A 15,449-nucleotide genomic window follows, 5' to 3' on the forward strand; every position below is an offset into this window, starting at 1 on the left:
GCCGCGAAGTTGGCCAGGCACACGACGTCGGGCTCACCGGGCGAGCGTCGCACGAACGAGAAGACGTTGCGGTTCGCGTCGTTGGCGTCGAGCCACTGGAAGCCCTCGGGGGAGTTGTCGCGGCCCCAGAGCGCGCCGGAGGTCGTGTAGGCGCGGTTGAGATCGCGCACCATCGCGTGCACGCCGGCGTGCTCGGGGTGCTCGAGCAGCCACCAGTCGAGCTCGCGGGCCTCCGCCCACTCGGACTCCTGCCCGAACTCGCAACCCATGAACAGCAGTTGCTTGCCGGGGTGCGCCCACATGTAGGCGAGGTAGGCGCGCAGGTTGGCGAGCTGCTGCCAGCGGTCGCCGGGCATCTTGCGCAGCAGTGAGCCCTTGCCGTGGACGACCTCGTCGTGGCTGATCGGCAAGACGTAGTTCTCGGTGAAGGCGTAGACCAGCGAGAACGTCATCTGGCCGTGGTGATGGCTGCGGTAGAGCGGGTCCTTCTCGACGTACCCCAGCGAGTCGTGCATCCAGCCCATGTTCCACTTGAAGCCGAAGCCCAGCCCGCCCTCGGAGGTGGGCCCGCTGACGCCCGGCCAGGAGGTCGACTCCTCGGCGATCGTGGTGACGCCGGGATAGCGCTTGTAGACGGTGGCGTTCATCTCCTGGAGGAACTGGACGGCTTCGAGGTTCTCGCGGCCGCCGTGGATGTTGGGGCTCCACTGACCCTGCTCGCGGGCGTAGTCGAGGTAGAGCATCGAGGCGACGCCGTCGACACGCAGGCCGTCGGCGTGGAACTCCTCGAGCCAGTAGAGCGCGTTGGCGTAGAGGAAGTTGCGCACCTCGTGGCGGCCGAAGTTGAAGATGTGGGAGCCCCACTCCTTGTGCCAGCCGCGCTGCGGGTTGGGGTCCTCGTAGAGCGGCGTGCCGTCGAAGCGGGCCAGCGCCCACTCGTCCGTGGCGAAGTGGCCGGGCACCCAGTCGAGGATCACGCCGATCCCGGCCTGGTGGAGGCGGTCGATCAGGACCTTGAGGCCGTCGGGGTCGCCGAAGCGGGCGTCCGGCGCGAAGTAGGACGTCACGTGGTAGCCCCACGAGCCGCCGAACGGGTGCTGCATCACCGGCATCAGCTCCACGTGGGTGAAGCCGAGGTCGGCGAGGTAGGGCACGAGGGCATCGGCGATCTGGTGCCAGTCGTAGAGGTCGCCGGAGTAGTGCTTGCGCCACGAGGCGAGGTGCATCTCATAGATCGCCATCGGCTCGTCGACCGCGATCTTGTCCGCGCGGGCGGCGAGCCATGCGTCGTCGTGCCAGACGTAGCTGGAGTCCCACACGATCGAGGCCGACTTCGGTGGCTTCTCCGCGTAGCGGGCCATCGGGTCGGCGTGGTCGACCCAGGCGCCGTCGGCGCCACGGATGCGGTACTTGTACTGCGCGCCGACGCCGAGGTCGGGCACGTGGGCGCTCCAGATGCCGGAGTCGCCGATGCGCGACATCGGGTGCCGGGCGAAGTCCCAGCCGGTCCACTCGCCGCCCACCTGGACCTCGAGGGCATGGGGCGCCCACACCCGGAAGGACACGCCGCCGGTCGGGTCGACCTGCGCGCCGAGCACCTTCCACAGCTCCTCGTGTCGACCTTCGTTGATCAGGTGGATGTCGAGCTCGCCGGGAGCACCGGTGCCGGCCCCCGTGGTGGTGGCCCCCGTGGTGATGGCCCCCGTGGTGATGGCGCTGTCGTTCGTCATGCTGACTCCGTCCTGTCCCTGGAGAGGCGGTCGAGTGCGTCGAGCGGGATCTCCACCCAGCTGGGGCGGTTGCGGGCCTCGTAGACGGTCTCGTAGACCGCCTTGTCCGCGACATAGGCAGCGAGCAGGATCTGCTCCGTGCCGCTGAGCTCGCGTTCGGCGTACGACGCAAGGAAGGCCTGGGCGTTGCGCTTGGACCACTCGGCCGCACGGTAGGCCTGCTGCCCCTCCTCGTCCACGCCGGGATCGAGGGCGAAGCTGGTCATCGTGACCACCCGGGGCGCGTAGTCGAAGGAGCGCAGCATGCCTGCGACGTCGCGCCAGGGTGAGTCGGGGAGCAGCCGTTCGGCCAGCGGCCTGGCCGGCTCGCCCTCGAAGTCGACGATCTTCCAGCCCTTGACGGTGCGCAGGGTCTGGCCGAGGTGCAGGTCTCCGTGGACCTGCTGCACGGGGACGTCTCCCAGGGCGGCGAGGGCGTCGTACGTCGCCTCGAGGACCTCCACATGGTTCGCCAGCGCAGGCACCACGTCGATCGCGGCGCGCAGCCGGTCGCGCATCGCATCGGCGAGCGCGGACATCTCGTCGGCCGAACGGGTCGCCACCGGGAAGTTCTCGGCCAGCGTCTGGTGCGTCTCGGCCAGCGCTCGGCCCAGCCGGGCCGCCTCGCCGGCGAAGTCTCCGCCGACCTCGTCGGCATGAAGATCGGCCTCCGCGTAGAGGTTGCGCACACTCGCGAGCGCCAGCTCCCAGCCGTCGGTGGCCGTGCGCAGGAACTGCTGGAGCATCGCGAGCTGGATGGTGGAGTTGGTCGTCTCGTCGACGACGTCGAGCCAGCCGTAGAGCTCGGCGACGTGGTCGGACCCGGCGCGGGTGAGCACCTCGTGGATGGACACGTCGGGGTTGACCCCGGGCGTGACCTTGCGGAAGATCTTCAGCAGCGAGTCCTCGCCGAAGGCGACCGAGGAGTTGGACTGCTCGCCGGTGAACAGCGTGGAGTGCGCCTCCGTGTCGAGCACGTGGCCCGCCACGCGGTGGAATGCCAGGTCGTCCGCGGTGACCTTGCCGTCGGCGGCTGCGGCGAACGCCCGCAACCACAGGTCCATGGCGTCGCGGTCGTGCGCCGCGTCGTAGGCGAACAACGGGCCACCGTCGGCGGCGTCGATCGTGCCGACCAGCGCGTGCCCCAGTCGGTCCTGCTGACGCGCATAGAACGCGAGCGGGACCTGGTAGGTCTCGGGCTCGCCCTCGGCGTAGATGATCTCGACCAGTTCGACCACGACCGTGAGATCCGCCGTCGAGCCCGGCAGGGTGCCGACCTGGCGGACGCGGCCGACCTTCCAGGCACGCCCCTTGCCGCCGAACCAGCGCGCGCTGTCGATGTAGGCCTTCAGGGCCGGTGCCAGCGCCCTTGTCGTTCGCGACTCCGTCACGCGTGGCCCTCCTCGCTGGGCTGGCCGTCGATCAGCCGCATCCAGTAGAACCCGTAGCCGCCGAGCGTGAGCAGGTAGGGCAGCTCGCCGATCGGCGGGAACGGCACGCCGCCCAGGAGCTCGACGGGGACCATCCCCTCCCAGGTGCGCAGGTCGAGCTCGACCGGCTGCGGGAAGCGGGAGAGGTTGTTGATGCAGAGGATGACGTCATGGGTGCCGTCGGCGCCGACGTGCTCGCGCACGTAGGAGAGCACGGTGGGGTTGGAGCCACCGAGGTCGGTGAACGTGCCCAGGCCGAACGCCGGGTGCCGGCGACGGGCGTGCACGAGCCGACGCGTCCAGTGCAGCAGCGAGGAGGAGTTCTCCAGCTGCGCCTCGACGTTGACCGACTGGTAGCCGTAGACCGGGTCCTGGATGGCCGGCAGGTGCAGCTTGCCCGGAGTGGCCGAGGAGAAGCCGGCGTTGCGGTCGGGCGTCCACTGCATCGGCGTGCGCACGCCGTCGCGGTCACCGAGCCAGATGTTGTCGCCCATCCCGATCTCGTCGCCGTAGTAGAGGACCGGGGAGCCGGGCAGCGAGAGCAGCAGCGCGGTGAACAGCTCCATCCGGTTGACGTCGTTGTCGAGGAGCGGCGCCAGCCGGCGGCGGATGCCGATGTTGGCCTTCATCCGCGGGTCCTGGGCGTATTCGCCCCACATGTAGTCGCGGTCCTCGTCGGTGACCATCTCGAGGGTGAGCTCGTCGTGGTTGCGCAAGAAGATGCCCCACTGGCAGCCGTCGGGGATCGCCGGTGTCTGCTCGAGGATCTCCGAGATCGGGAACCGCGACTCGCGTCGTACGGCCATGAAGATGCGAGGCATGACGGGGAAGTGGAACGCCATGTGGCACTCGGTGCCGATCCAGCGGCCGGTCTTCTCGTCGAGCTCGGGGCCGAAGTACTCCACCACGTCGGCCGGCCACTGGTTGGCCTCGCACAGCAGCACGCGACCGGGGTAGTTGGCGTCGACGAACGTGCGGCACTTCTTGAGGAACTCGTGGGTCTCGGGGAGGTTCTCGCCGTTGGTGCCGGGGCGCTCGAAGAGATACGGCACTGCGTCGAGGCGGAAGCCGTCCAGACCCATGTCGAGCCAGAATGCCATCGCGTCCATGATCGCGTCGCAGACCAGCGGGTTGTCGAAGTTGAGGTCAGGCTGGTGGTGGAAGAACCGGTGCCAGTAGTACTGCTGGCGTACCGGGTCCCACGTCCAGTTCGACGGCTCGGTGTCGACGAAGATGATCCGCGCGTCCTCGTAGAGCTCTTCGGTGTCGGACCACACGTAGAAGTCGCCGTAGGGCCCGGTCGGGTCCTCGCGACTGGCCTGGAACCACGGGTGGGCGTCCGAGGTGTGGTTCATCACGAAGTCGATGATCACCCGCATGTCGCGCTTGTGGCACTCGTCGAGGAACTCGTGGAAGTCCTCGACGGTGCCGCACTCGGGAAGGATGTTGGTGTAGTCGGCGACGTCGTAGCCGCCGTCGCGCAGCGGCGAGGTGAAGAACGGCGGAACCCACAGGCAGTCGACGCCGAGCCACTGGAGGTAGTCGAGCTTCTCGATCAAACCCTTGAAGTCGCCGGTGCCGTCGGCGTTGGAGTCGCGGAACGAGCGGACGAGCACCTCGTAGAACACGGCGGTGCGGAACCACTGCGTGTCGATGCCGTCGTTGAGCAGGCCGCCGGTGAGAACCTCGGTGGACTTGCTGCTCAACGTGGGCTCCTGACGGTCAAGATGTGGGCAGGCTCGGCGCCGGGATCGAGGCGCACGTAGTTGTTCTGGTTCCAGCTCCAGTCGGCGCCGGTGATCTCGTCGTGGGCGGCGAAGGAGTCGTGCCAGTCCAGCCCGAGGGCCGGCATGTCGAGGTGCACGATCGTCTCGCGCGCGGCGTGCGGGTCGAGGTTGACCACGATGATGACGACGTCGTCCTCGTGCCGCTTGCTGAACACCAGCACGGACTCGTCGTCGCTGCCGTGGATCGTCAGGTTGCGCAACAGCCGGAGGGCCGGGTGCGCGCGCCGGATCTCGTTGAGCCTCGTGATGTACGGCGCCAACGTCCGCCCGTCCACCTCAGCCCGCTGCCAGTCCCGGATCCGGATCTGGTACTTCTCGGAGTCGAGGTACTCCTCGGAGCCGGGCCGCACCGCCACGTGCTCGAACAGCTCGTAGCCGGCGTACACGCCCCAGCTCGGGGAGCCGCACGCCGCCAGCGCCGCGCGGATCTTGAAGGCCGCGGGCCCGCCGTACTGCAGGAAGCCGTGCAGGATGTCGGGGGTGTTGACGAAGAAGTTGGGCCGCATCAGGTGGTCGGACTCGGTGGCCACCTCGATGAGGTAGGACTCGAGCTCCTGCTTGGTGGTGCGCCACGTGAAGTAGGTGTAGCTCTGGTGGAAGCCGATCGCGCCCAGCCCGTGCATCATGGCCGGGCGCGTGAAGGCCTCCGACAAGAACAGCACGTCGGGGTCGGTACGCCGGATCTCCTTGAGCAGCCACTCCCAGAAGGCGAGCGGCTTGGTGTGCGGGTTGTCGACCCGGAAGACCCGCACCCCGTGCTCCATCCAGAGCCGGACGACCCGCAACACCTCGCGGCAGATGCCGCTGGGGTCGTTGTCGAAGTTCATCGGGTAGATGTCCTGGTACTTCTTCGGCGGGTTCTCCGCGTAGGCGATCGTGCCGTCGGCGCGGGTGGTGAAGAACTGCGGGTGGCTAGTGACCCACGGGTGGTCGGGCGCGGCCTGCAGGGCCAGGTCGAGCGCGACCTCGAGCCCCAGCTCCCGGGCGCTGGCGACGAACGCGTCGAAGTCGGCGAAGGTGCCGAGGTCGGGGTGGATGGCGTCGTGTCCGCCGTCCACGCTGCCGATGGCCCATGGTGAGCCGGTGTCCTCGGGGCCGGGGGTCAAGGTGTTGTTCGGGCCCTTGCGGTTGACCTCGCCGATCGGGTGGATGGGCGGGAGGTAGATGACGTCGAAGCCCATCGCCGCGACGGCGTCGAGTCGCTCGGCGGCCGTTCGGAACGTGCCGGTGGTGACCTTGGCGGTCTTCACGTCCTTGGTCGCGCCCTCGGAGCGTGGGAAGAACTCGTACCAGGAGCTGAACAGGGCGAGGTTGCGATCGGCGTACAGCGGATAGGGGCCCTCGTGCGTGACGAGCTCGCGCACCGGGTGGCGGGTCAGGACCTCGACCAGCTCGGGGCTCTGCAGCACCGCCAGGCGCGCCTCGACCGGCCGGTGGTCGTCGGCGGAGGCCTGGGCGGCGCCGCTGAGGATGTGGATCTCGTGGTCGTCGAGACCACCACCGGCGATGACCCGGTTGAGCAGCAGGCGCGCTTCGGTGAACATCAGCTCCACGTCCACACCGGCCGGGATCTTCAACCCGGCGTCGTGCTCCCAGGTGGCCAGCGGGTCGGACCACGCCTGGATCTCGAAGGTCCAGGCGCCCTCGACGTCAGGCGTGATCCACGCCTCGTAGAGGTCGGGGACGTCGTCTCGCCTGCTCATCCGCACCGGCGCGCGAGTGTTGCCGCTCGGGTCGGTGAGCACCACCTCGGCGCTCAGCTGGTCGTGACCCTCGCGGAACACCGAGGCACGAATGGGCAAGGGCTCGCCGATCGTGGCCTTGGCAGCGTGACGGCCAAGGTCGACGACGGGAGAGACATCCATGACGGGGATACGGCCAACCATGCGCCCACACTTGCGACTCGGGCGGCCACACGCAAGCCGAGACCGACACGCGGTCAACGAGGTGGCCCCTGGGGGCCACCCCGCTGGTCGCTGGTGCGTCACACGTGGGGTCAGGAGCGCACTGTGATCTGTATCGCCCGGGACCGCGCGGGCTCGTAGTCGGTGCGGTCGGCGGGCCGGAAGAGCACGACGACCTTGTGGGTGCCCGGTGCCATCCGGGCCTTGATCGACCGCATCATCCTCAGTGACGACGCCTCCAGCCGGGCGTAGGCACGCCCGTCGAGCATGACGACGTAGTGACCGAGCGGGGCGGTCTGCTCGCCGTCGAGGATCAGCGTGGCGATCACCGCGGGTGCCGCGTTGGCCGGCGTCTGCTCCGCGCGGAGGAGACGGACCTTCAGCTCCGTGGTCACCGGCGCCGTGGCGGCGCTCGTGCTGGTCGGGGCCGTGGTGGTCGGGGTGGGCGTGGTCGTGGCAGCAGGCGTCGGAGTCGTGGTCGGCGGGTTGCCCGGGCCGCCCGTCGTCCTCGTCTGCGTCGCGAACACCAGCAGCTCGGCAGCGTGCACGATGGTGCCGCGGTCCGATGCCGTCTTGCAGTCGGTGTCATTGGTCGGGTCGTTGTCCAGCTCCCCGGAGTAGCCCGCCTGTCCCGTGCACTGGTTGTTCAGGGCGACGAGGCGTACGGCGGCGGCCTGGGTGTCCGGCACGTCGAACGACCTGAGGGTCAGGTCGGGCGCCACCGGACGCGGCAGCACGCTCGGGAAGGCGTCGGCCGGCGAGCTGTAGAACCGCGACCAGGTGGCGTCCGTCGCCGCACAGTCGGCCGTGCAGGCCTCGAGTGCGAACTGGCGAAGGGCGGTGAAGCGGGACCCGGAGTCGGGGTCGTCGACGGCCACGTCCACCGGCAGGGCGTTCGGGTCCGCCGGCGCGGGGCTCAACATGGCGCTCACCTGAACCCGGCGCACCGTCTGCTGGTCGCCGGCCAGGTCGACGGCGACCGACGGCGTGGTCTCGTCCACGTTGCCGGCAGTGACACCACCCCAGTTGGTCGCTTCGGTGCCGTCGATGAGCTGCTCGGGGTTGAGCGAGCCCTCGGTGGCGCCGATGATCGTCGCGCCGGCGGCCGCACCAGCGACGTTGATCTCGTCGGTCACCTTGACCGTGCGTGCCTTCGTGCCGGCCACGGTGAGCGTGGACCGGGTGAAGCCGCGGTCAGGGGAGACGGCCAGGATCTTGTAGGTCCCCGGAGTGAGCTCCGCAGTGGCGGCCAGGTCCGTCGACCCGATGGTGTCGGCGATCGGGGTGGCGCGGGCCTCGTAGTTGCCGATGTAGATCCGCGACGGGCTGGCAGTCTGGAACGTGATCGGCACGTTGGGCGTCACCGGGGAGGCGAAGCTGGGCGTCGGCTCGTCCGAGTCGGCCGTGGCCGAGAAGGCGTCCCGGCCCATGCCGCGACGAGCGAAGGCCTGCCACATCACGGCCTTGTCGGCTCCGCCGAAGCGCATCTGGTCGGCCGCGAGCATCGCGTCGCGGGCGTCCAGCATGGACGTCGAGCCCTGCTGCAGCAGGAAGGCGTCGAAGACGAGCTGCAGCCAGCGGCGGTTGCCGGGGCACATGTCGGCGGGGAGGGGGGACAGGTCGTCGCGGGTGCCGGCACAGCGGAGCTGCAGGGCCTTGTCCTCGTAGTCGAACTGCGCGTCGTACTTCTCCACCAGGGACTGGCGGACCTCCCACATGGTGCCGTTCCAGATCTCGCCGTCGGCGTGGACCTCGGGGCCGGTGCTGTCGAAGCCGTAGTCGGAGTAGTTCAGCGGGTTCTTGTCGATGGAGTAGTCGCGGATGGCGACGTCCTTGTTGCCGGTCGCGTAGACGCCGACGGCCCACACGTTTCCGCCGTTGGAGTAGCCGTGCTCGTGGTGGTACTCGGCGGCGACCAGGTCGCCCCACGACTCACCCATCGCGCCACCCTGCTCGGAGGTGATGCCGTCGTCCGGGCCACCGATCATCCGGTTGCTGATGGCGTGGGTGTACTCGTGGCCGACGATGCCCATGTCGAGGCCGCCGTCGGTGCAGGGGGCGTAGAAGGCGCCCGCGATCGGCTGGAAGAGGTACTGGTTGGTGATCCCGGGCGTGCCGTCCTGAAGGGTGATCTGGTTGGCGTTGTCGCGGCCCAGATAGCTCGGGGTGCCGCCGCTGAGGGCGCCGGCCTGGGCGTTGCCGACCTCGGGGTCGCCCCCGACGCCGCCGCGCCCACCGTTCTCCAGCTGCATGTTGTAGTTGTCCTCGGTGAAGCCGAGGTCATAGCTGAAGTCGTGCATCCGGTTGTGCGCCACGAACAGGTTGGTCACCGAGGCGTCGATGTCGTTGCCGCGCGGCACCAGGTTGGTGGGGTCGCACTCGGAGTTGTTCCAGGCGTCGGTGAACTCCGCGGCGTACTCGCGCGTGGGGGAGATGGGCGCCTGGAGGAGCCCGCCCGGGGTCAGCGGGCTGACCCACGCCTCATGGGTGCTGGCGTTGTTGCCGATCGTGGTCGACGTCGGCACGTTGCCGCCCAGGACCGTGTCCCAGGGCCCGGTCGCCTCCGCCGTGCGCAGCTGCCCGGGCGGGGTGTCGCAGCCGGCCTCGGACGTCCAGCAGCCGACGACGGAGTTGGTCGGGGTCTCCTCGGCGGAGTCGAGGGCCGGGTTGGCGGGGAAGTAACGCCACTTCGGGTTGAGCTGAAGGGTCTCGGCGGACGGCACGCCCTGGTCGCTGGTGTAGACACCGAGGACGTAGGGCCCGGCCACGATCGAGGCCGCATCGAAGGGGCAGACCTCGATGCCGTAGGTGCCGGCCGGGATGGAGTCAGCGGCGTAGGTGAGCAGCTCCGGGCTGGTGGCCAGGTCCTGGGTGGTCAGCAGGGCGCCGGCCGGGTCGTAGAGCTTGATGGTGATGTCGTCGGCGGGGAGCCCGGTCGCGAGGGCGTTGATGGACCTGGTGGCGTCATCGGTCAACTCGAACGCGTGGCGCGGCCCGCACGTCAGGCTGGTGACGGTGCCGGTGAAGACGTTCTGGTACGACTCGTTGTCGACCTGGTTGCGACGCACGAGCACGGCGCCGTTCACCGCATCGACCATCACGGTGTAGGCGAACGCATCGCCGCCCTCGGTGTCGACGACTTTGGCCTCGAAGACCGGGCGTACGGTCCCGTCGGCCAGGGCGAGCGCGCGCAGCCGGACCTGCTGCTGCTGGGCGAGACCTGTGACGGTGAAGGTCGTCCAGTCACCGGCCTCGGTGCTCGGCGCGAGGCCGGTGACCTTCGCCGCGTCGGTCGGTCTACCGACGTCGGCAGCGGCCTTGAGCCAGCCCTGCACGGGCGTCAGGGACGCGGCAGCAGGGGTGGCGCTGGTGCGTGCCAGTGACGATGAGACGTAGGCGACCTGACCGCCGGCGACCCCCACCGTGACCAGGCCGCCGGTGGCGGGGACGAGGCTGCCGTACTTCTGGCGGAACAGCACGGCGCGGGCAGGACTGTCGGCGAGCTTCTGGGCGCTGATCATCTCGAGCCCGTCCACCTGCGCGGGAGCGAGACCGAAGACCGCGGCGTGCTGGCGCAGCCAGCTGCGGGCCCCGTCCACAGGCGTGCCGGGCGCGGCGCCGAGCGAGCCGTCGCTCGGCAGGAGCGAGGCCGGCGTGCCGAGGTCGTTCCACCGCACGGTGGTCGCGCCGAGCGCGTCGACCGCCTGCTGCTGGCCGGCCAGCGGCGCGGCCTCTCCGCGCAGATCCACGTCCCGGAGGCCGGCGACCGGGTCGCCGAGGGTGCTGATGGCGTCGGCGTCCACTGCGGGGACGGCCGCGGGGCTGCCGGAAGCGGGCACCTGGGTCAGCCCCGCGAGGATGCTGAGGGCGAGCAGGGCGGCGAAGCGGCCTGGGCGGCGGGCGGCGCGAGATCGGGTCATGCGCCCATAACTCCCCGACCGGGCCGGGAGTTACGCGGCGCGCTCCACGTCGGGCGCGAAACACCATGAGGCAGGAAATTGGAACGATCAAGTCCTTGTGGGCTACGGTCGCCCGGTGCGAGCGATTCGACGATTCACCGTCCGTCCTGTTCTGCCCGAGGCACTGGCTGGCCTGGCCACCCTGGCGGGCAACCTGCGCTGGTCCTGGCACCCGGAGACGCAGGACGTCTTCGCCTCGATCGACCCCGCCCTGTGGACCGAGGTCAACCACGACCCCGTGCGCCTGCTCGGTGCCGTCGGCCGCGCGCGCCTCGACGAGCTTGCCGGCGACGAGGACTTCCTCGGGCGGCTGCGCGGTGCATGCGAGTCGCTCGACCACTACCTGACCGGTGAGCGCTGGTATGCCCGCAAGGCGGGCGAGGATGCGCCGCGCTCGATCGCCTACTTCTCCCCGGAGTACGGCATCACCGCGGTGCTGCCGCAGTACTCCGGCGGGCTCGGCATCCTGGCCGGCGACCACCTCAAGGCCGCCTCCGACCTCGGCATCCCGGTCGTGGGCGTGGGCCTGTTCTACCGCCACGGCTATTTCAAGCAGTCGCTCTCGCGTGAGGGCTGGCAGCAGGAGACCTACCCGGTCCTCGACCCCGACGAGCTGCCGCTGTCGCTGCTGCGGGAGGCCGACGGCTCCCGAGCCATCGTCTCCATCGCCATGCCCGGCGGCCCCGACCTCCTGGCCCGCATCTTCGTCGCCAGCGTCGGTCGCGTGCCACTGCTCCTCCTCGACTCCGACATCGAGGAGAACCCGCAGCACTTCCGCGACGTCACCGACCGGTTGTACGGCGGCAACTCCGAGCACCGACTGCGCCAGGAGCTGCTGCTCGGCGTCGGCGGCGTCCGTGCGCTGCGCGTCTACTCCCGCATCACCGGCGCCCCGGCGCCCGAGGTCTTCCACACCAACGAGGGCCACGCGGGCTTCCTCGGCATCGAGCGGATCCGCGAGCTCACCCTCAGCGAAGGTGGACCCGGCCTCGACTTCGACACCGCGCTCGAGGTCTCGCGCGCGGGCACCGTGTTCACGACCCATACGCCCGTGCCGGCCGGCATCGACCGCTTCCCGCGCGAGCTGATGCAGCAGTACTTCGGAGGCGGCTCCTCGCCGACTCCCGGCGTCCCCGCCGAGCGGGTGCTCGCGCTCGGCGCCGAGGACTACGAGGGCGGCGACCCCGGAGTCTTCAACATGGCGGTGATGGGCTTCCGGCTCGCCCAGCGCGCCAACGGCGTCTCCCAGCTCCACGGTCACGTCAGCCGCGGCATGTTCAACGGCCTGTGGTCCGCCTTCGACGAGGCGGAGGTGCCGATCGGCTCGATCACCAACGGTGTCCACGGTCCCACCTGGATCGCCCGCGAGATCTTCGACCTCGTCGCCGGGCTCGGTGCCGATGTCGACGGGGACGACACCGACGCGCTGTGGCCCCTCGTCGACCAGATCGACGGCAAGCAGCTGTGGGATCTCAAGCGGGTCCTGCGCGGCCGGCTCGTGGACGACGCCCGGGTCCGTCTCGCCAAGTCGTCGGCCAGGCGAGGCATGGCCAAGGCCGAGCTCGGCTGGATCGAGAAGGTCCTGGACCCAGACGTGCTGACGATCGGCTTCGCGCGTCGGGTGCCGTCGTACAAGCGGCTGACCCTGATGCTCCGCGACCCCGAGCGCCTCAAGCGGCTGCTTCTCGACCCCGAGCGCCCGATCCAGCTGGTCATCGCCGGCAAGTCGCACCCGGCCGACGACGGCGGCAAGAAGCTGATCCAGGAGCTGGTGCGCTTCGCCGACGACCCCGAGGTCCGTCATCGCATCGTCTTCCTGCCCAACTACGACATCGCGATGGCCCAGCCGCTCTACCCCGGCTGCGACGTGTGGCTCAACAACCCGCTGCGTCCCTACGAGGCCTGTGGCACGTCCGGCATGAAGGCGGCGCTCAACGGCGGCCTGAACCTCTCCATCCTCGACGGCTGGTGGGACGAGTGGTACGACGGCAACAACGGCTGGGCGATCCCATCGGCCGACGGGGTCGACGACGTCGACCGCCGCGACGACCTCGAGGCCGAAGCGCTCTACGAGCTGATCGAGACCGAGGTCGCGCCCCGCTTCTACGACGTCGATGAGCAGGGCGTGCCCACCCGCTGGCTGGAGATGGTCCGGCACACCCTCAAGTCGCTCGGCCCCAAGGTGCTGGCGACGCGACAGGTCCGCGACTACGTCCGCGAGCTGTACGCCCCGGCGGCCCACACGTCGCGCGCGCTCAACTCCGACTACCACGGAGCCCGTGAGCTCGCGCAGTGGAAGCAGACGGTCCGCGCGGCCTGGCCCTCGGTGCGCGTCGAGCACGTCGAGTCCGAGGGCATCGGCGACGCGGCCGAGGTCGGCGCCACCCTCGCCGTACGCGCCTTCGTGGCCCTGGCCGAGCTCGGCGTCGACGATGTGGAGGTGCAGGTCGTGCACGGGAGGACGAGCGCCGAGGACGAGCTGCTCGACGCGACCACGACGGTGATGCACGCGACCGAGTCCTACGACGGCAACCGGCACCGGTTCGACGCCGATGTCGCCCTCGACCACTCGGGCGCGTTCGGCTACACCGTCCGCGTCGTGCCGCGCAATGCCGCGCTGGCGTCCGTGTCCGAGATGGGGCTCGTCGCCGTACCCGCCTGACGGGTCAGCGCTTGACCTCCCGCATCACGATCACCGAGCGGGCCTCCTGCATCATCGCGCTGCCAGCCTCGATGGGCTTGCCGATCGGGTGGGCCGGATCGGTCGAGAGCACGACCTCTCCGGAGTTCACCCAGTCGTTCTTCGGCAACGTCACCTCGATGTCGCGCGCGGCGGCGTTGAACCAGATCACGAACGACGTGTCGTGGAGCTGCTCGCCGTGCGGCCCGGGGGAGCGCAGCGGGTCGCCGGAGACGAACATCCCGACCGACTGGAGGCCGTCGTCGTGCCAGTCGGCGGCCGTCATCTCGCGCCCTTCGGGATGCAGCCAGATGAGGTCCTTGGGGCCGCCCCTGATCGTCGGGCGACCCTCGAACCAGTGTCGCTGCCGCAGTGCCGGGTGGTCGCGCCGGATGCGCAGCGCCGTCTTGGTGATCTCGTAGACATCGAGCCACGCGTCGTCGGGGCGCCAGTCGATCCACGAGATCTCGTTGTCCTGGCCGTAGGCGTTGTTGTTGCCGCCCTGGGTGCGACCGCGCTCGTCGCCGGCCGTCAGCATGGGCACGCCGTTGGAGAAGCACAGGGAGACCATCAGGTTGGCCGCCTGCCGACGTCGTAGCGCGAGCACCTCGGGGTCGTCGGTCTCGCCCTCGGTCCCGCAGTTCCACGAGCGGTTGTTGTCGGTGCCGTCGCGGTTGTCCTCGCCGTTGTCCTCGTTGTGCTTGTCGTTGTAGGACACGAGGTCGCGCAGCGTGAAGCCGTCATGGGCGGTGACAAAGTTGACCGAGGCGTACGGCGAACGGCCGTCGTCGGCGTACAGGTCGCTCGATCCGGCGAGCCGGGTGGCGACCATCCGCACTCCGGAGGTGTGGCCGCGCCAGAAGTCGCGCATGGTGTCGCGATACTGGTCGTTCCACTCAACCCACGGCGGCGGGAACTCACCGACGCGGTAGCCGTCCATCGAGGCGTCCCACGGCTCGGCGATCAGCTTCACGTGGCGCAACACCGGGTCCTGCCCGATCGCGGTGAGCAGGTGGCTGCCCATGTCGACCTGCTGGTCGGTGCGGGTCAGGGCGCTCAGGAGGTCGAAGCGGAAGCCGTCGACGTGCATCTCGTCGACCCAGTAGCGCAGCGAGTCGAGGATCAGCCGCAGGCTCTGGGTGTGGGTGGCATCGACGGTGTTGCCGCACCCCGTGACGTCCCAGTAGGTGTCGGCGAGCGGCTCGGCTAGCGCCTCGACGACGTGCGACGCATCGACGCGTTGGTAGTAGCCGAGGTCGTCCAGTCCCCTAAACGACAGGGTGGGACCGAGCGGGCCTGCCTCGGCCGTGTGGTTGTAGACGACATCGAGGATCACCTCGAGTCCGGCCGCGTGGAAGGCCTTGACCATGGCCTTGAACTCACTCACCTGCTGACCGCGGTCACCCGACGCGGCGTAGGCGTTGTGCGGAGCGAAGAACCCGAGGGAGTTGTAGCCCCAGTAGTTCGCGAGCCCGAGCTCGGCCAGCGCCGGCTCGGAGAAGAACTGATGGATCGGCAACAGCTCGACCGCGGTCACGCCGAGGTCACGGAGGTAGTCGGTCACCGCCGGCGTCGCCAGGCCCGCATAGGTGCCGCGGAGGTCCTCCGGCACCCGGTCGTGCAGTGCGGTCATGCCCTTGACATGGAGCTCGTAGATCACCGAGTCGCGCCACCGACGCCGCAGTGGGACGTCGCCCTCCCAGTCGAACGCGTCGTTCACCACGATGCTGCGAGGGACGTACGGCGCCGAGTCGAGCGAGCTGCGCTTCCCGGGCTGTCCCAGCACGTGACCGAAGATCGCCGGGTCGGGAGACAGGGTGCCGGAGACGGCTTTGGCGTAGGGGTCGAGCAGCAGCTTGTCGACGTTGAAGCGCAGACCACGAGCCGGCTCCCACTCGCCGTCGGCGTATATATATATAT

The 15,449-nt window shown here is 69.6% G+C and carries 7 protein-coding genes; 1 reads left to right on the forward strand and 6 read right to left on the reverse strand.

What is annotated here, in order from left to right; all coding sequences use genetic code 11:
- From glgB to RMO85_RS06585, 5 genes are all read right to left on the reverse strand, one after another.
- Window positions 1–1,730: 1,4-alpha-glucan branching protein GlgB (glgB, locus tag RMO85_RS06565; RefSeq protein WP_310527759.1), on the reverse strand; the 1,730-nt coding region annotated here is incomplete at its 3' end.
- Window positions 1,727–3,160 carry a maltokinase N-terminal cap-like domain-containing protein gene (locus RMO85_RS06570; protein ID WP_310527762.1) on the reverse strand — a complete coding sequence of 478 codons (1,434 nt, stop codon included), beginning with the start codon at window positions 3,158–3,160 and terminating at the stop codon, window positions 1,727–1,729. The genes RMO85_RS06570 and glgB, both read right to left, overlap by 4 nt.
- Window positions 3,157–4,905, reverse strand: a complete 1,749-nt coding sequence (treS, locus tag RMO85_RS06575) for a maltose alpha-D-glucosyltransferase (protein WP_310527767.1) — start codon at window positions 4,903–4,905, stop codon at window positions 3,157–3,159. The genes RMO85_RS06570 and treS overlap by 4 nt, the downstream gene beginning before the upstream one ends.
- Window positions 4,902–6,872, reverse strand: coding sequence for a maltotransferase domain-containing protein (locus RMO85_RS06580; protein WP_310527769.1), 1,971 nt, complete (start codon window positions 6,870–6,872; stop codon window positions 4,902–4,904). Before RMO85_RS06580 ends, treS begins: the two co-directional genes overlap by 4 nt.
- Window positions 6,873–6,982: 110 nt before the next feature.
- Entirely contained in the window at window positions 6,983–10,810 is a 3,828-nt protein-coding gene (locus tag RMO85_RS06585) for a M36 family metallopeptidase (RefSeq protein ID WP_310527772.1), read from the reverse strand.
- A 115-nt stretch (window positions 10,811–10,925) separates the two neighbouring features.
- Between RMO85_RS06585 and glgP the strand changes: the two genes are divergently transcribed.
- Entirely contained in the window at window positions 10,926–13,511 is a 2,586-nt protein-coding gene (gene glgP, locus RMO85_RS06590) for an alpha-glucan family phosphorylase (protein ID WP_310527774.1), read from the forward strand.
- A gap of 4 nt (window positions 13,512–13,515) precedes the next feature.
- On the opposite strand, the gene glgX is transcribed toward glgP, so the two are convergent.
- Window positions 13,516–15,449: glycogen debranching protein GlgX (gene glgX, locus RMO85_RS06595; protein WP_310527775.1), on the reverse strand; the 1,934-nt coding region annotated here is incomplete at its 5' end.

This window comes from Nocardioides sp., assembly GCF_031422975.1.
Classification (GTDB): domain Bacteria; phylum Actinomycetota; class Actinomycetes; order Propionibacteriales; family Nocardioidaceae; genus Nocardioides.